17 protein-coding genes are annotated in these 16,826 nt (G+C 72.8%); 10 read left to right on the forward strand and 7 right to left on the reverse strand.

The features are described from left to right. The first annotated feature begins 43 nt into the window (after window positions 1-43). From AB0E02_RS10440 to AB0E02_RS10470, 7 genes are all read left to right on the forward strand, one after another. The gene (locus AB0E02_RS10440) at window positions 44-757 is read left to right on the forward strand and encodes a flavodoxin family protein (protein WP_362137596.1); all 714 of its coding nucleotides are present in this window, start codon (window positions 44-46) and stop codon (window positions 755-757) included. A gap of 20 nt (window positions 758-777) precedes the next feature. Beyond that, window positions 778-1,896 carry a PP2C family protein-serine/threonine phosphatase gene (locus AB0E02_RS10445; RefSeq protein ID WP_362137597.1) on the forward strand — a complete coding sequence of 373 codons (1,119 nt, stop codon included), beginning with the start codon at window positions 778-780 and terminating at the stop codon, window positions 1,894-1,896. A 134-nt stretch (window positions 1,897-2,030) separates the two neighbouring features. Then, the gene (locus tag AB0E02_RS10450) at window positions 2,031-2,216 is read left to right on the forward strand and encodes a hypothetical protein (RefSeq protein WP_234442032.1); all 186 of its coding nucleotides are present in this window, start codon (window positions 2,031-2,033) and stop codon (window positions 2,214-2,216) included. Between the two features lie 214 nt (window positions 2,217-2,430). Further along, complete coding sequence (locus AB0E02_RS10455; protein ID WP_362137598.1) at window positions 2,431-2,730, forward strand: hypothetical protein; 300 nt, start codon at window positions 2,431-2,433, stop codon at window positions 2,728-2,730. A gap of 389 nt (window positions 2,731-3,119) precedes the next feature. Next, on the forward strand, window positions 3,120-4,928 hold the full coding sequence (locus tag AB0E02_RS10460) for a M4 family metallopeptidase (RefSeq protein WP_362137599.1): 1,809 nt from the start codon (window positions 3,120-3,122) through the stop codon (window positions 4,926-4,928). A gap of 105 nt (window positions 4,929-5,033) precedes the next feature. After that, on the forward strand, window positions 5,034-6,239 hold the full coding sequence (locus tag AB0E02_RS10465; RefSeq protein WP_362137600.1) for an MFS transporter: 1,206 nt from the start codon (window positions 5,034-5,036) through the stop codon (window positions 6,237-6,239). A gap of 45 nt (window positions 6,240-6,284) precedes the next feature. Next, on the forward strand, window positions 6,285-6,677 hold the full coding sequence (locus tag AB0E02_RS10470; protein ID WP_362137601.1) for a DUF6578 domain-containing protein: 393 nt from the start codon (window positions 6,285-6,287) through the stop codon (window positions 6,675-6,677). Between the two features lie 24 nt (window positions 6,678-6,701). Here the strand turns inward: AB0E02_RS10470 and AB0E02_RS10475 are convergent, their stop codons facing one another. After that, window positions 6,702-7,940, reverse strand: a complete 1,239-nt coding sequence (locus AB0E02_RS10475) for a cytochrome P450 (RefSeq protein ID WP_362137602.1) — start codon at window positions 7,938-7,940, stop codon at window positions 6,702-6,704. Between the two features lie 301 nt (window positions 7,941-8,241). Between AB0E02_RS10475 and AB0E02_RS10480 the strand changes: the two genes are divergently transcribed. Then, window positions 8,242-8,472: a hypothetical protein gene (locus tag AB0E02_RS10480; protein ID WP_362137604.1), complete on the forward strand. Its 231-nt coding sequence runs from the start codon at window positions 8,242-8,244 to the stop codon at window positions 8,470-8,472. A gap of 28 nt (window positions 8,473-8,500) precedes the next feature. Here the strand turns inward: AB0E02_RS10480 and AB0E02_RS10485 are convergent, their stop codons facing one another. The 3 genes from AB0E02_RS10485 to AB0E02_RS10495 form a co-directional block, all read right to left on the reverse strand. Beyond that, complete coding sequence (locus AB0E02_RS10485) at window positions 8,501-9,346, reverse strand: 2OG-Fe(II) oxygenase family protein (protein ID WP_362137605.1); 846 nt, start codon at window positions 9,344-9,346, stop codon at window positions 8,501-8,503. Then, window positions 9,262-9,570 carry a 2-oxoglutarate and iron-dependent oxygenase domain-containing protein gene (locus AB0E02_RS10490; protein WP_362137606.1) on the reverse strand — a complete coding sequence of 103 codons (309 nt, stop codon included), beginning with the start codon at window positions 9,568-9,570 and terminating at the stop codon, window positions 9,262-9,264. The genes AB0E02_RS10485 and AB0E02_RS10490 overlap by 85 nt, the downstream gene beginning before the upstream one ends. A gap of 111 nt (window positions 9,571-9,681) precedes the next feature. Then, window positions 9,682-10,401, reverse strand: coding sequence for a TIGR03086 family metal-binding protein (locus AB0E02_RS10495; protein ID WP_362137607.1), 720 nt, complete (start codon window positions 10,399-10,401; stop codon window positions 9,682-9,684). Window positions 10,402-10,453: 52 nt separating this feature from the next. Here AB0E02_RS10495 and AB0E02_RS10500 point away from each other — a divergent pair, with 52 nt between their 5' ends. Then, the gene (locus tag AB0E02_RS10500; RefSeq protein ID WP_362137608.1) at window positions 10,454-10,939 is read left to right on the forward strand and encodes a MarR family transcriptional regulator; all 486 of its coding nucleotides are present in this window, start codon (window positions 10,454-10,456) and stop codon (window positions 10,937-10,939) included. 82 nt (window positions 10,940-11,021) lie between these two features. Here AB0E02_RS10500 and AB0E02_RS10505 read toward each other — a convergent pair whose 3' ends face one another. Together AB0E02_RS10505 and AB0E02_RS10510 are read right to left on the reverse strand one after the other, a co-directional pair. Continuing rightward, entirely contained in the window at window positions 11,022-11,285 is a 264-nt protein-coding gene (locus AB0E02_RS10505) for a hypothetical protein (RefSeq protein WP_362137609.1), read from the reverse strand. A 163-nt stretch (window positions 11,286-11,448) separates the two neighbouring features. Next, complete coding sequence (locus AB0E02_RS10510; RefSeq protein ID WP_362137610.1) at window positions 11,449-14,193, reverse strand: SpoIIE family protein phosphatase; 2,745 nt, start codon at window positions 14,191-14,193, stop codon at window positions 11,449-11,451. Window positions 14,194-14,611: 418 nt separating this feature from the next. Here AB0E02_RS10510 and AB0E02_RS10515 point away from each other — a divergent pair, with 418 nt between their 5' ends. After that, window positions 14,612-14,959 (forward strand): hypothetical protein, encoded by a 348-nt coding sequence (locus AB0E02_RS10515; RefSeq protein WP_362137612.1) that lies wholly within the window; start codon window positions 14,612-14,614, stop codon window positions 14,957-14,959. Between the two features lie 227 nt (window positions 14,960-15,186). Here the strand turns inward: AB0E02_RS10515 and AB0E02_RS10520 are convergent, their stop codons facing one another. Then, window positions 15,187-16,656, reverse strand: a complete 1,470-nt coding sequence (locus tag AB0E02_RS10520) for an APC family permease (RefSeq protein ID WP_362137613.1) — start codon at window positions 16,654-16,656, stop codon at window positions 15,187-15,189. Window positions 16,657-16,826: the final 170 nt, after the last annotated feature.

Below are 16,826 nucleotides of genomic sequence, written 5' to 3' on the forward strand. Positions count from 1 at the left end.
GGAGAGATCCCCGAAGGCGCAGCCGCCCGTGCAAGGAGTTCCGATGACCCCCGCGTACCGCTACGACGACCTGAGCGCCCTCTTCATCAACTGCACGCTCAAGCGCTCGCCGGAGATCAGCAACACCGAGGGCCTGGTCGAGCGGAGCCGGGCCGTCATGGCGGGCAACGGGGTCACGACGGAGGTGATCCGGGCCGTCGACGAGGACATCGCGACCGGGGTGTGGCCGGACATGACGGAGCACGGCTGGGCGTCCGATGCCTGGCCGGCGCTGTACCGCAAGGTGCTGGCCGCGGACATCCTGGTGCTGTGCGGGCCGATCTGGCTCGGTGACAACAGCTCGGTGATGAAGCAGGTCATCGAGCGGCTCTACGCCTGTTCCAGCGTGCTCAACGACCGTGGCCAGTACGCCTATTACGGCCGGGCGGGCGGCTGTCTGATCACCGGCAACGAGGACGGCGTCAAGCACTGCGCCATGAACGTCCTCTACAGCCTGCAGCACCTGGGCTACACCGTCCCGCCGCAGGCCGACGCCGGCTGGATCGGTGAGGCCGGGCCCGGACCGTCGTACCTGGATCCGGGCTCGGGCGGGCCGGAGAACGACTTCACCAACCGCAACACCGCCTTCATGAGCTGGAACCTGATGCATGTCGCGGCGATGCTCAAGCGGGCGGGCGGCATCCCGGCGCACGGCAACCAGCGCACCGAGTGGGACGCCGGCTGCCGGGCGGACCAGGCCAATCCGGAGCACCGCTGAGCACCCCCGCCGGGTCGGCGGTGGCCGATCCGCACGCGCCCGCGCCCGCGCTCCGGCCGCCGGCCGTGCGCTGGCCCCGCTACGCGCGGCTCGCCCCGGCCGTCCTGGTGGCCGGCGGTCTCCTCTGGGACGCGCTGTCGCCGCAGGACTACTGGGGTGATCCGATGCTGACCGCGGCCAGTGTGACGGCGGGTGCGCTGCTGACGCTGCGGCACACCGTCGCGATCGGGCTGGTGCTGGTGCTCGGGGTGTTCGCGCTGACGGTGAAGGACGGCACCGCCGGTGACGCGGTGGGTCATCTGGAGCTGGCCAACACCCTGTTCGCCGCGCTGATGGGCATCGGGGTGAACCGGGTGATCGCCCGACACGGCCGCCATCTGGACGTGGTGCGGATGGTGGCGGAGGCGGCACAGCTCGCCGTGCTGCCGGCCCCGCCGGAGCGCATCGGGCCGCTGTCCGTGGCGGCCCGCTACCAGGCCGCCCAGAGCGAGGCCCGGATCGGCGGTGACGCCTATGCCGTGCAGCGGACGCCGTACGGGGTGCGGTTGCTGATCGCCGATGTGCGGGGCAAGGGGCTGGGCGCGGTGAGCGCGGTGTCGGTGCTGCTGGGCGCGTTCCGGGAGGCGGCGGAGCAGGAGCCGGAGCTGACCGGGCTGGCCGAGCGGCTGGAGCGGTCGTTGCTGCGGGCGGGCGAGCAACTCTCCCAGGAGAGCCGTCTGGAGGGCTTCATCACGGCCCTGCTGGGGGAAGTCCGGCCGGACAGCGGTGAGTTGTGGCTGCTGAACTGCGGCCACCCGGCGCCGTATCTGTGCCGGGACGGCGAGGTGCGGGCCCTTGCGACCGGCGAACCAGGACTGCCGCTCGGCCTGGGCGGGCTGGCGCCGGCCCGGCCGGAGCCGGTCGGCGTGCCGTTCCCCGTGGACAGCACCGTGCTGCTGGTCACCGACGGAGTGACCGAGGCCCGGGACCGCGGCGGGCGGTTCTACGACCCGGCGGCGCAGCTGGCGGGCCGCGGCCCGTTCGGCGGGCCGCAGGAGCTGATCGACGTCCTGGTGCGGGAGGTCGAGCGGTGGACCGGCGGGCCGCGCGACGACGACATGGCGGTGCTCGCGCTCACCCGGCGGGCGGCGGCCGGCTGACTGCCCGGATCGGGTGGCCGACCGGCGCCGACAGCGTGTGCTACCGGGGATTCGGGGCGGCGGATGAGAAGATCGATCAGAGCATCAGCATCCGCCCCGAGCGGTCCTCCGCTCCCGCGCAGATCGGAGTTGATGTGTCCGAGAACAGATCAGCCCTGCTGAGCCAGCGCGCCGCCGTCATCTTCCTGCTCGGCGCCCTCACCGCCCTCGGCGCCGGTGTGCTCACCTGTGTCAACGGCGGAACCCTGGCGTCCGCCGCCCTGGTCGGCGGAGCGGCGTTCGGCGCCGGGGTCACGTTCTTCCATACGGTCATCGATTGAGTCCCGACCCGAGACACCGGGGACCGCACCGGTGCACAGCCGTCCGCCACGGGCCGCGCCGGGCGACACGGCGTGAGCGGACGGTCACAGGGCGTCGGGGGCCGGTGGCGGAATCCGCGCCCCCGCATGCGGTGCGCCGCCGGACGGCAGATGCGAAACTGAAAGACACCGCGCCCGGCCGCCGGCCGGTGCCCTTGCCGCCGAGGGGAACATCATGACCTGGGCATCTTGGACCACTGTCGGGATCCACGCGCTCCCCGGCGCGGTGCGCGCGGAGGAGATCGGCGTGATGAACGGCGATCTGACCATCCACACGACCTGGTCGGAGAATCTGGCGCACGTAGCTGTGCAGTACACCGGGTCCTCGGACTGGTACACGATGGCCGGCAGTCCCGTGCCCTGCGATTCCGAAGCGGCCAGCCGCAGCTTCCACCAGGCCGTGGTGGAGGCGGTCCGCGGCGGGGACCGGGCCGAGGCGTCCCTCGACGAGCTGTTCCACCGGCAGGAGCAGTAGCAGGCAGTCGCACCACAGCGGGCAGCGGGCGCCTGGATCGTCCGTGAGTGCCGGAATCCTCCGCTGAAGTCCGGGCCCGCGTCCCGGCCTTGCGAGTCCACGACCTGACGGGTCGTGGACTTTTTGCTGCGCCGGCGGAGCAACCAATTCCGGTCGCATCGAGTCTCCCCTGACAACACAGGCACCGTTGGTCACCTTGCCATCACCCAAAGGTGATCAATTGTCAAATTTTCACCACGAATCTCGCATACCGAGCATATGGCTTTACATGCTCATGCCAGGCAGACAGGGTTTGCGCGGGGCCGACCGGCCCCCGCGGTGCCCAACGGCACCGCGTGTACGGGCGGTTGGCGTGGCCACCGCCCCCGCAGCGCTAAGGACCCACATCTGTGCGTAGACCCCACATACGCAGCCACCGCCTGGCCATCGCGGTCGCGGTGACGACGGCCGCGACCCTGACGGCCGGGGTGGCGGGCGCCGCCACCGCGCACCACTCGGCCGCTCCGGCCGCCGCCGCCCCCTCCGCGGCCCCCTCCTCCAGCAAGATCGTCGAAGCCGCCCGCGCCGCCGCGGTCGCGCACGGCTCGGCCACCGGAGTCGGCAAGAAGGACACCCTCAAGGCCGTCGACACGATGGTCGACCCGGACGGCCGGCAGCACGTCCGCTTCGTCCGCACCCACCGCGGCCTGCCCGTCCTCGGCGGCGACCTCGTCGTCCACCTCAGCGCCCACTCGGCGTACGAGGGCGTGACCCGGGCCTACCGGCACCAGGTCGACCTCTCCGACACCGACCCCAAGCTGTCGGCCGGTCAGGCCGAGGCGAAGGCCGCCAAGGTGGCCGAGGGCGAGGCCGGTACCGCCGAACTGGTCGTGGACGCCCGTGACGACCGGCTCACCCTGGCCTACCAGGTCGAGGTGGCGGACAGCCGTACCGACGAGGCCGGCGGCGCCCGTACGGTCGTCCTCGACGCGGCCACCGGCGCGGTGCTGAGCAACACCCCCGCCAACGACTCCTTCCTGTCGCCGGCCGTCCAGGAGAAGCTGCGCAAGCGGGGCGAGCGGCTCAACCCCGCGACCCGGGAGTTCTCGCCCGCCGCGCCGGCCACCGGCCAGGCGGCCGCCACCGCCGGCTACCCGGCCGCCGCCAAGGGCACCGGCGCGTCCTTCTTCGTCGGCAGCGTACCGCTGTCCACCACGCGGACCGCCAAGAAGTCCTTCGTCCTCAAGGACTCGACGCGCGGCAACACCGAGACCCGCGACGCCGGTGACAAGGAGCTGGAGAAGTTCTCCGGCGGCAAGGCGTTCACCTCCGCCACCAACCGCTGGGGCAACGGCACCACGAGCGACCGGACCACCGCCGCCGTGGACGCCCAGTACGGCATCACCAGCACCCTGGACTTCTACAAGAAGACGTTCGGCCGCAAGGGCATCAAGAACGACGGCCGCGGCGCGCACGCCCTGGTGCACTTCGGCAAGAACGTGGGCAACGCCTTCTGGTCGTCGGACTGCGGCTGCATGCTCTACGGCGACGGCGACGGCAAGACGTTCGCCAAGCCGCTGGTCGTCCTGGACGTCACCGGCCACGAGCTGACCCACGGCGTGGTCGACGCCACCGCCAACCTCCAGCCCACCCGCGTCGACGAGGAGGGAAACCAGTTCGGCGAACCGGGCTCGCTCAACGAGTCGCTCGCGGACATCTTCGGCAGCGCGGTGGAGTTCGCCACCAACAACCCGAAGAACCCGCCGAACTACCTGATGGGCGAGAAGCTGGGCCTTGAGCAGAAGTTCCTGCGCCGCCTGGACAAGCCGTCGCTCGACAAGCTGGAGGGCACCGTCGACTACTGGTCGAAGGCGTCCTACGACACCGAGGTGCACGCCGGCTCCGGCGTCTCCTCGCACGCCTTCTACCTGCTCGCCGAGGGCAGCGGCAAGAAGACCATCGGCGGCGTCGCCTACGACTCCCCCACCCGCGACGGCTCGCGGGTGACCGGGATCGGCCGCACCAAGGCGCTCGCCATCTTCTACCGGGCGCTCACCCGGTACATGGTCTCCACGACCGACTTCCACGACGCCCGGACCGCGACGCTGCACGCGGCGAAGGACCTCTACGGCGCCACCAGCACCGAGTACAAGACGGTGAACAAGGCCTGGTCGGCGGTGAACGTGACGGCGGCCAACGCCCCGTCGGCCAAGCACTGAGCCCGGACCTCCGTCCCACGGTGCCCCCGCCGGCCGGCGGGGGCACCGTGCCGCTTTGTGCCGCGCTCCTCGACGCCCCGGCCGGCCGGAGCCTACGTTGAGGCCATGATCAGCGATCGCAAGGCAGCAGCAACCGGCCGCCGTCCCGGATATGCCGTGGCGGCGGGCGTGTTCGCCATCGGCATGGCCGGAACCACCCTCCCCACCCCGCTGTACGGGCTCTACCGCCAGGAGATCGGGTTCTCCGAGCTCATGGTGACCGTGGTCTTCGCCGTGTACGCACTCGGCGTGATCACCGTGCTGCTGCTCGCCGGCAACGTCTCCGACGACGTGGGCCGGCGACCGGTGCTGTTCTGCGCCCTGGCGCTCTCCGCGGCCAGCGCACTCTGCTTCATCTTCGAGGGCGGGCTGCCCTTCCTCTTCCTGGGCCGGGTGCTCTCCGGGTTCGCCGCCGGGCTGTTCAGCGGTGCCGCCACCGCGGCCGTACTGGAGCTGGCGAAGCCGGGACAGGAGGCGCATGCCGGATTCGCCGCGACCGCCGCGAACATGGGCGGGCTCGGCTGCGGCCCGCTGCTGTCCGGGCTGCTCGCCCAGTACGCGCCCTGGCCGCTGGTCCTGCCGTTCGCGGTGCACCTGGTGCTGGTGGCGGTGGCGGCCGTGGCGACCTGGCTGCTCCCGGAGACCGTCCGCGATCCGCACCGGCCGCACCGGCTGCGTCCCCAACGCCTCCACCTGCCGCCCGAGGTACGCGGCGTGTTCACGCCCTCGGCCGTCGCCGCGTTCGCCGGCTTCGCGCTGCTGGGCCTGTTCACCGCCGTCGCACCGAGCTTCGTCGGGCAGACGCTGGGTGTGACGAACCTGGCCGTCGCCGGCGCGATCGTGTTCTCGGTGTTCCTCGGCTCGACCGCCGGCCAGTCGCTCGCCGGGCGGATCGGGGTGCGCAAGGCGCTGCCGGGCGGCTGCCTGGTGCTGGTCATCGGTCTGGCACTGGTGGCCACCTCACTTGCCGTCACCTCACTGCCGGTGCTGGTCCTCGGCGCCCTGTGCGGCGGCACCGGCCAGGGCCTGGCCTTCCGCGCCGGCCTGACCGCCGTGGGCCGGGCGGCGCCCGCCGCGCACCGCGGCGGCACCATCTCGGCGTTCTTCCTCGTCGCCTACTTCGGCATCTCGCTGCCGGTGGTCGGGGTCGGCGCGCTCACCATGGAACTGGGACTGCGCGGCGCCGGCCTCACCTTCGCCGGCTGCGTCATCGTGCTCGCGGTGACCGTCGGCCTGTACGTACTGCGCCACCCGCCGGCCGTCGACGACTGACGCCCCGCGGCCCAAGCCGGGACCGGGCGGGCAGAATCGGGAGGCATGAACACCACGGTCTGGATGGACAGTTGGCAGATGGAGTGCTGCGGTGAGCCCTTCGCCATCGGGGCGGAGGTGTCCTGGGCGGTCGTCGCCCCGGACCGGGAGTGGCTGACCAAGGTGCTCGGCGCCACGACCGCGGCCACGGTCGACGGCGTCGAGGAGCACCACGGCGGTCGCCCCGAGCAGCCGGCGCCGGTCCGCGGCACCGTCACCGGCATCCGCGCCGTGCACTGCCGCTTCGCACCGCTGCCCGGCGAGCCCGGCCACACCCGTTGTCCGGTGCCGGGCAGCGGTACGCTCACCCCGCTGTCCTCGGCCCCCCGGTGGCACGCCGACCGCGGCGACCTCCGGTTCGTGGGCTTCCTCGTCGAGCTCGACGCCCCGGCCCGGTGAGGAACCGACGGCCCTGGGCCGGTCTCAGGCCGGCTTCCGCCCCCCTTCGCCCCGTCCGAGCCGTAACCGCAGGTGACTGGGGCCGCGGGTGAAGACGCCGGTGTCGACCGGCGGTGTCCCGTCCGCGAAGGCCACATCGGGGAAGGTGTCGAGGAGTTGGTTGACGCCGGTCTCCACCTCGGCCCGGGCCAGCAGGGCCCCCACGCAGAAGTGCCGGCCGAGGCCGAACGCGACGTGCTGGGCGGCCGCGGTGAAGGCGCCGGCCGGGCTGAGGTCGGGACGGAAGATGTCGAACTCGTCGGGCCGGTCGTAGTGGTCCGCGTCGCGGTTGGCGGCGCCGATCAGGCAGGTGACCGTGGCGCCGGCGGGTATCGTGCCGCCGCTGACGGTCACCTCCGCGGCGGGCTGGCGCATGATCATCTGGACCGGCGGGGTGTACCGCAGCGTCTCGGCGAACGCGGCGGGGATCAGCGACCGGTCGGCGCGCACCGCGGCGAACTGCTCGGGGCGGGCGAGCAGATTGCGGAAGATCAGCGCGATGGCCTTGTCGGTGGTCTCCCCGCCCGCGGCCAGCAGCAGGCTGACGAACGCGATGATGTCCTGGTCGGTCATCCGGACGCCGTCGACCTCGGCGGTGCAGAGCCGGGAGAGCAGGTCGGCGCCGGGGGCCGCGCGGCGTTCCCGGATGACCGGCCGGAGGTAACCGGCGATCTCCTCGCCCGCGCGCCGTCCGGCGGCCGCGACCCCGGGGTCCTGGGCGAGGTTGGAGATGAAGGCCACCACCGCGGTGTACCAGCCGTGGAAGCGGTCGTGGTCGGCCCGGTCCAGCCCGAGCATGTCGACGATCACGTTGATCGGGAAGCGGGTCGCGAACCGCGCCACCAGATCGGCCTCCTCGGCGTCCCGGAAGGCGTCGATCAGCTCGCGGGCGTTGCGCTCGATGACCGGCAGGAACGTCTCCTGCAGTTCGCGGCCGCGGAAGGCGGGCGCCACCAGGGCGCGGCGCACCGCGTGCTCCCGGCCGTTCATCTGGGGCAGGGTGCGGCCGCCGTGGGCCGGCTCGATCTGCCAGGCGTAGTTGTCGGTGGTGAACACCGGCTCCCGGAACGCGCGTTGGACGTCTTCGTAGCGGGAGAGGAGGTAGCTGCCGGTGCCCTTGTCGTGGAACAGCGGGTAGTGCTCGCGCAGGACCCCGTACCCGGAGTAGGGGTCCGCGGCGAACTCCGGGGCCAGGATGTCGGGCGGCGGAGGAAGGGTGGTCACGCCGCCGGACGCTAGGGCCGGGGCGCGGGGTCGGCCAGGGTGCGTGGGTGGTGTGCGGGTGCGCCGGGGGCGCATCGTTGGCCGCCGGTCCACACGTCCGGGGCGCCCTCTTTCACCCGGACGGTCGGCCGCCGTCACTCCGCTGCCCCGTACGGGGCGCCCCGCCCGCCCCGGGCGTCGACGCTGGGAGCCGCACGACCGCTCCGGGACCGGAGCGCGATCGTCCCAGACAGGGGTGAGACCCGCCATGTCCGCGTCCGACCCACCGCCGTCACGCCGCCGTCTCCGCCGCGGATTCGCCGTGGCGGCCACGCTCGTCGCGCTGCTGTACGCCGTCGCCGCCCCGGCCGCGGCCGGCCAGCGGTCCACCGCCGGGCCGCCCGGGAAGCCCACCAGCGCGGCGGCCGGCAGCAAGCCGCTGGTGTTCATGGGCCTGGGCACCGTCGCCGGCCTGGCCGTGCTCGCGACCGCGGGCCTGGTCACGGCCGCCCGCAGACGGTACGCCAACGCGCATGCGCCCGACAGGAGTTGAGGCGACCACCGTCGGCCCCGGGCAGGGCTCAGTCACTTCTGGCGGCCCGCAGGCGGGCGGCCTCGCGGGGTGAGTTGTCGTTGCGGCGGCCGGCCCGGGAGCCCGCCAGTTTCTCGGTCAGGTGCCGGCCGACCGTGGTGGGCGGGTGACGCGGTGCGGTGCCGGGCGGGACGCAGCCGGGCAGAGCGCTGATCTCCGCGTCCCAGTTGCCGTCGTGGAAGTACGCGGCAGAGCGGCGCCGGACGACCCGCCCCCGCTCATCGGTGGGCGGCAGCACCCGGTGCATCGTGGACAGCCAGCGGTCGTTCGTCCAACGGGCCAGCAGATCACCGAGGTTGACCAGCAGGCACCCGGGCTCCGGCAGGACGTCGTGCCGGCAGCCGTCCCCGTCGAGGATCTGCAGCCCGGGGACGCGGTCGGCCCACAGCACGGTGACGATGCCGTAGTCGGTGTGCGCACCCATCCCCATCCGGCCGCGGTCGAGGGTGAGTTCGCGGTCCGGGAGCGGATAGTGGTTCATGCGCAGCACGTCGAGGGAGTGGTCGGTGAACGGGGCGAAGCAGCCCTCCGGCAGGCCCGGTGCGCGCGCGAAGATCCCGGTCATCCGCCGGGCCGGCCCGCCGGCCCGGCGGCACCACTCCTCGACGGCCGGGCGGAAGTCCGGCAGCGCCGGCCAGATGTTGGCCGGGTAGTGCGCTTCGGGCAGGTCCAGCCCGGGGAACGACGATGCCTCGGCGCCGACGTCGAACGTCTCGAAGAGGTCCTCGGCGGCCGCGGGCACGCCGAGGCTCAGGCTGAGTTTCTCGGTGCGCGGCGGGGTGTAGCCGCGGTTGATGCCGGGGGACGGCGCCCGTAGTCGCTGCTTCTCCTCCATGGACAGTGCGAAGAAGGCGTCCAGCGCGTCGGCGAAGGCTCGGCCGCCTCCTCCGGGATGCCGTGGCCGCGGATCTGCAGGAAGCCGACGGTGCGCGCCGCCCGGTCGACCGCGGTGGCGAGGGCCGTACGGGCGGCCTCGGTGCCGTTCTCCCAGCCGGAGATGTCGATGACGGGTACGTCCGGGGCGGCCCGGTCGCCGGTGCGCCCGTCGCTGCCGCCCATCGTGGGACGCCCTCTCGTCGCGGCTGGGGGCGCGGGGTGCGGCCACGCCGGTCCGCCTGGTCACCATTCTGCCGAAAACGGAACGCCCCTGTCTCCGCCCGGAACCGGCCGCTACGCGTCGCGGGGAGCTGCCGGGCCGGCGGCGTGCCCGGGGGCGCGCCAGGACGGGGAGCGGCCGAGCAGCGCCAGGATGCGGTCCAGTTCGCCCGCGGTGTCGTCGACGGGGAGGCCGGGCCGGAAGGCGCTGCCGGGGGCGAGCCGGGAGTCGTCGTCCGGGACGGCGCGGGCTATCGGCAGGGCGGCCCGCAGGAGCTCCGGGCCGGGCTCGTGGCGGAGGCCCAGGGCGCGGGCGACGTCCCAGCTGTGGACGACGTAGTCGATGAGGTGGAAGCCGATCGCCCGGCGCGCGGGGAAGGTCCGCGCGGCGGTGAATTCGGGGAGGTGGCACTCGCGGTCGGGGTCGTCGACGGCCGCGAAGGCGGCGATGACCTGCTCCGCCGCCGAGCCGTACGCCGCGACCGGGTCCGGCCCGAGCGGGCGGACCGCCCAGTGCGCCGGGTCGCGGCCGTCCCCGCGCGCGGCCGCGGCGAACCCGTGGTGCTGGACGGTCATATGGGCGAGCAGATCGGCCAGCGTCCATGCGGCACAGGGGGTCGGCCGGGTGAGGTCGTCGGGGCGGATCCGGCGGACGAGCGCCACGCTGTCCCGGACCGCTTGCGCGTGCAGCCGCTTGAGCCGGACGAAGTCCGCGACGCGGGAGTCCGTGGCGCGGGAGTCCGTGGCGCGGGAGTCCGTGAGCGCGCCGTCAGCGGCTCCTTCATTGGTGTGCATACGCTTACGATCTGCTTCCGCGTATGAATTTGTCAACGGGTATTTTCGTGCCATGACCGAGAAACCGGCCGACCGCGGCACCCCCTCCGGAGAACGGGCGGACCGCCCCGATCTGGCGGCGATGATGGTGCCGTTGGGCCGCGCCCTGATGGCCGCCGAGCAGCCGGCCCTCGACGCCCACGGTCTGACCATGTGGGGCTACTCGGTCCTGCTGCACCTCGACGAGACGCCGATCCGCACCCAGGCCGCGCTCGCCGAGGCGATCCGCGCGGACAAGACCCGCATCATCGCCGTCCTCGACGACCTGGAATCCCGGGACCTGATCCGCCGTCAGCCCGACCCCGGGGACCGCCGGGTACGGCTGCTGTCGCTCACCCCCGAGGGGCGGCGGGTGCGCGACGCCACCCGGGCGGCGATCCAGGAGAACGAGGAACGGCTGCTGGCCCGGCTGCCGGCCGCGGACCGCGCCGCCTTCCTCCGTGCGCTGCAGACCTTGTCGGCGCTGCCCGAGCTGCGACCGCCCCGCAAGCGGCCCTAGGGGCACCCGAGCGCACAAAAGCCGGTGCCGGCCCCCGCGACCCGTGGTCGCCGGGGCCGGCACCGGCCGGATGCTGCCGGCATCACTTCCAGTCGCCGTCGCCGCCCCAGCCGTAACCGCCGTGCTGGCAGCCCTCGCTGAAGTACGGGCCGAAGTAGTCGCTGACGCCCGCGTTCAGCCAGCAGCCACCGTAGTTGCCGTGGCCGCGGTGGTGGTTGTAGTGGTGGTGGCGCTTGTGGTGGTGCTTGGAGCCGTGGTCCTTGCCGGAAGCCATGGCGGCGCTCGCACCGCCCATGACGATGCTGGTGGCCAGGGCGCTAGCGGCGATCGCGGCGCGAATGCGCATGTCTGCTCCTCAGGAGGATCAAAGAGGTATATCGACCTTTTCAGGGATCACCTTCACAGAACCTCCTAAAACCTGACTCATCGTTAATTGGGCGAGTCGGAGTAATCCACCGTCGCCATAGCCAGAAGGGGGCGCCCGGTGTGACCTCCCGGGCCGAGCCCGGTCACATGCCGGGATCCTCGCCGTCGACGGTCCCCGCGAGCAGATCGTCCGCCCCGGCGAACGGAGCGCCGTCGGCCGGCGCCTGTTCGGTCCAGATGACCTTGCCGCCGGCGGTGTAGCGGGTCCCCCACCGCTCGGCGAGCTGGGCGACCAGGAAGAGCCCCCGGCCGCCCTCGTCCGTGGTGGCGGCCTGGCGCAGGTGCGGTGAGGTGCTGCTGCGGTCGGAGACCTCGCAGATCAGGGAGGTGTCGCGGATCAGGCGCACGCCGATCGGGCCGGAGGCGTAGCGGATGGAGTTGGTGACCAGTTCGCTCAGGATCAGCTCGGTGGTGAACGCCTCGGCGGCCAGGCCCCATTCGATGAGTTTGCGCACCGCAGCGGCCCGGACCTGGGCCACCGCGGAGGGGTCGGGCGGGACGTCCCAGTCGGCGATGTGCGCGGCGTCCAGCACCCGGGTGCGGGCGACGAGCAGCGCGATGTCATCACTCGGGCTCTCCGGCAGCAGCGCGCCGAGCGCGGCCTCGCAGGTCTCCTCCGGGGTCCGCCCGGGCCGGTCGGCGAGGGTACGGGCGAGCAGCGCGGTGCCCTCGTCGATGTCCCGGTCGCGGTCCTCGACGAGCCCGTCGGTGAACAGCACCAGCCGGCTGCCCTCCGGCAGTTGGTGCTGCCAGGTCTCGAACGGCAGGCCCCCGAGGCCCAGCGGTGGGCCGCCCGGCACCTCGGCGGTCTCGACGGTGCCGTCGGGCCGCAGCACCATCGGCTGGACGTGCCCGGCGCGGGCCATGGTGCAGGTGCCGGACGCCGGGTCGTAGATGGCGTACAGGCAGGTGGCGCCGGTGATCGAGCCGCCGGCCTCCTCCGCGCCCTCGTCCTGGTCGATGCGGGTGACCAGTTCGTCGAGGTGCCAGAGGATCTCGTCGGGCGGCAGGTCGAGGTTGGCGAAGTTGTGCACGGCGGTCCGCAGCCGGCCCATCGTGGCGGCGGCGTGCAGCCCGTGGCCGACGACGTCGCCGACGACCAGCGCGACCCGGGCGCCGGGCAGCGGGATGATGTCGAACCAGTCGCCGCCGACGCCGCCGAGCCCGCCACGGCCGGCCTGCGCCGGCAGATAGCGGTAGGCGGCCTCGACGGCGTTCTGCTCGGGCAGTGCGCGCGGGAGCAGACTGCGCTGGAGGGTGATCGCCATGGTGTGCTCGCGGGTGTAGCGGCGGGCGTTGTCGATGCTCACCGCGGCCCGCGCGACCAGCTCCTCGGCGAGCGAGAGCTCCTCCTCCTCGAAGGGTCCCGGTTCCTGGGAGCGCCAGAAGAGGACCACGCCCAGGATGGCGCCGCGGGCCCGCAGCGGGACGGCGATCATCGAGTGGATGCCGTGCGCGACGATCCGCCGGGCGCGCTGGGGATTCTGCAGGTGCCAGCCCCGGAACGCGGTCAGGTCCGGTTCGAGGACCGGCTCGCCGCGGTCGATACCGGAGCCCACCGAGGTGGACGGGTCGAAGCGGACCAGGTGGCCTACCGGGTACAGACCACTGTCCGGCGGTGCGCCGCTGACGGCCGTGCGGCGCATCTCCGTGCCGGTGCCGGCGGTGTCGGTGGGCTCCTCACCGGTCAGCACGTCCTCGGCCAGGTCGACGGTGACGATGTCGGCGAACCGGGCCGCGGCGAACTCCGCCAGTTCCTCGCAGGTGCGCACGACGTCGAGCGTGGTGCCGATTTCCGTGCCGGCGTCGTAGAGCAGCTTGAGGCGGCCGCGGGCGGACTCGGCGCGGCCGGTGAGCGCCCGGAGCTCGGTGGTGTCGCGGAGCGTGGTGACGCTGCCGGGCGGGCCGCCGGCCTGTGCGGTGGAGCGCTGGTTGACGGCCAGCAGGCGGTCGCCGACCGGGTGGACCTCGTCGGTGACGGTCCGGCCGGAGGACAGCAGCCGGGCGGTGTCCGGGTCGAGACCCAGGTCCGCGACCGGGCGTCCTTCGACGTCCGCCGCCAGACCGAGCAGCCGGCGGGCCTCGTCGTTGGCGAGCAGCAGCCGCCCGTCGGCCCCGACGATGATCACGCCCTCCCGTACGGCGTGCAGCACCGCGTCGTGGTGCTCGTACATCCGGGTCATCTCGGCGGGGCCGAGGCCGTGCGTCTGGCGGCGCAGTCGCCTGCTGACCAGGGCGGTGCCGCCGGTGGTCAGGAGCAGCACCCCGGCCGCGGCGCCGAACAGCAGCGGGAACTGCTGGTCGACCACCCCGCTCACCTTCCTGATGGTGATGCCGGCCGAGACCAGCCCGACGACCTTGCCGTTGTGCCCGAAGACGGGGACGACGGCCTGGACGAGCGGCCCGATGGTGCCGGTGATCCGTTCGGTGACGATCCCGCCGGCCAGTGCCGGCTTCAGCGTGCCGACGAACTTCTTGCCGATCCGGTTGGTGAGGGGGTGGGTGTAGCGGATGCCGTCGGTGTTCATCACGACGATGAAGTCGACGCCGGAGAGCTTGCGGGCGGCCTCGGCCCGCGGCTGGAGGACGGCGGTCGGGTCCGGGCTCTTGAGCGCGGCCTCCAGTCCCGGTGCGCTCGCGAAGGTGCGGGCGACCGCGACCGATCGGTTGCTGGCCTCGCGTTCGGAGTCGGTCCGGGACTGCAGCACGAGGGCGGCCATGGCGGCGGCGACGAGCAGGACCACGATCGCCACCTGCAGGAGAAAGACCTGACCTGCGACAGTTCGCATCCTGAGAACCGAACGCGGGCGGCCGTAGCGTCCGGCCATGTCCTCTTTCTACACCTCCCGCATACGGTGGGCGAGCCGCGCGTTGCGGAGCGCAGCCGCCGCCGGCCGGCCCCGCGGCACGCGACCGAGCCTCATGGTCTGTCCGCAGATCGTCCCGTGATCCGGGTCCGGGCGCCAGAGGGCGGGAAGACCCCCGGGTACGTTTTACTGCCGCACATATGCGAACGTCTTCGACGAAGGGGACATACGGGCGCCCGAGTTCTGGACCGTCCATGTAACTCTCCCCACAGGTTTATTCCTGCTTCCGTTCGGCCGGCACCGCTCGGGTGATCGGCACCGCGGGGCAAGTTGCCTGGTCAGCACGGTTCGCCGGGTTCCGGTCGGGGCCGTGGCGACGGGCGCGGGGAGAGCCTCGGCCGCCTACGCGCCGGCGGGCCGGTATGAGACGTTCTTGGGCATGCATGTTCCCGAGGAGATCCGTGCCGACGCGGCCGCCCTCATCGACCACCACGCGCTCGGCCGGTGGAAGCCGAACGACGCCGACCGTCAGGTCGCCGTCGCGCTGTTCCGCTTCCTGGAGACCGGGCTGCCGCTCACGGGCGAGCAGATCCGGTCCGCCCTGGCACACCCGGCACCGGCGGACCCGGCCGACGAGCGGCTGGTGAGGCTGCTGCACGGCACCGCCGCGCTGCTCGACGACGCCCCGGAGGCCGACGGCCCCGCCGGGCGGGACGCCGTCGACCATGTCTGCCTGCTGCTGGACGCGCTGGCGCTGTCCCGCCCCGCGGAGTCCTCCGGCCGGTAGGAGCCGGCAGCCGGGCCCCCAGGCGCACGTACGAGCCCCTCGTACGCGCACCTGGGGCCCGCCGTTGGCGCACCCCCGACTCCCGCGGTTCACCCCCGACTCGGGGGCGCCATGCGACTGCCGGGCCACGACTTGCCCGGCCACGGCTGCTCGGACCACACACGACGAGGCCCGCCCGGGAGCGATGCTCCGGGCGGGCCTCGTGGTGTGCCTGGCCGTCTGTGCCGCTACCCGGTCAGCCCGGGCAGGGGGGCCGTGGTGGCCGGCGGCGCCTCGACGGGGGCCTGCTCGTCCTCGGGGACCGAGATGACCCAGTGCGTGGCCTGGCGCGGGCGGAGGTAGACCGCCCAGTAGACCGCGGCGGCGGCGACGAGGGCGCCGGTGATGAGCAGGCTCTTGGTGCTCTGCTGGTAGAGCACCCAGGCCAGCACCACGATCAGCAGCGCCGGGACCACCGGCCACAGCGGCATCCGCCAGGCCATCCGGTGCTTGTGCTCGCCGCGGCGGGAGACCAGGGCGCCGAGGGCGACGAAGACGTACATCGCGGCGACGGCGACACCGGTGACCTCGCTCAGGGTGTCGAGGTTGACGAAGCAGAGCACCGCGCCGGGGACGCCGACCACGAGGGTCGCCACCCAGGGGGAGCCGAAGCGCCGGCCGACGTGCGAGAAGGCGCGGTTGACGGCGGTCGGCCAGGCGGCGTCGCGGGCCGAGGAGAAGACCACCCGGGAGTTCTGGATCACCATCACGATGGTGGCGTTGATGATGGCCAGGGCGATGCAGAGGCTGACGAAGGTGCCGATGCCGGAGTTGCTCCAGCTCTGGACCATGCCGGCCACGTCACCGGCGCCGAGGGTCTTCAGGTCGGGTGCGCCGAGGGTGATCGCGATCACCGGGATCAGCACGACCGCGGCACCGATGCCGAGGGTCCACAGGACCGTGCGGGAGACGTTGCGGCGCGGGTTCTCCATCTCCTCCGCGAGGTACACGGCGGTGGAGAAGCCCTGGAGGATGAAGAGCGCGGTGGCCAGTCCCGTCACGATCAGTCCGGCGGTGACGGCGGTGCTGTGGCCGTGTCCGGCGTCGATCACGGGGTGGACGAGCACGGAGGCGGAGCGGTGGGTGTGGGTGAAGCCGAGGTAGGCGACGACCGCGCAGGCCACGACCTCCAGGACCAGGAAGATGCCGGTGATCCAGGCGTTGGCGCGCAGGTCGAGCAGGCCCATGGCGGTGGCCAGCAGCATCACGCCGGCGGCGGTGTACTGCGGATCGAGATGGACGATCGGCGCCAGATAGTCGGCGGTGCCGAGCGCGATGATCGGTGGCACGATCATGACGACGATCAGCGACAGGATGAAGACCAGCCAGCCGGCGAGGCGGCCCATGAGGGTGCCGACCATCGCGTATTCACCGCCGGAGCTCGGGATCAGGGTGCCGAGCTCGGAGTAGGTGAAGGCCACGCCGATACAGAGCAGGCCCGCGATGGCGATGGTCAGGGCGGTGCCGGTGCCCAGGCTGGCGAACGAGTCCGGCACGATCACGAAGAGCGACGAGGCCGGTGTCAGGCAGGAGAGCGTGAGCAGGGTGCCGCCGACCACACCGATGGACCGGGTGAGCTTGGGCGCGGCGGCGGTTCCTTCCGCCGCACTGGGGGTGTCCCGCTCGGACGCTGCGGGGGCAACAGGCGTGTAGGGCATATCGGTTATCCGTGTCCCATCGGTGCGGGGGCCAGGAGGGGCGCCTTGTGGGGGAAGAGCGCCATGAGCGGAAGCGCCAGGCTGACCACGGGCGCCGCTTCGATGCCCGAATAAAACCCTCGCCGTCGAGCTCCGTCAATACCTTGTTAAGAGTGTGAGACGACGAAATC

Source organism: Streptomyces sp. NPDC048196 (assembly GCF_040652715.1).
In the GTDB taxonomy this organism is placed as follows: Bacteria; Actinomycetota; Actinomycetes; order Streptomycetales; family Streptomycetaceae; genus Streptomyces; species Streptomyces siderophoricus.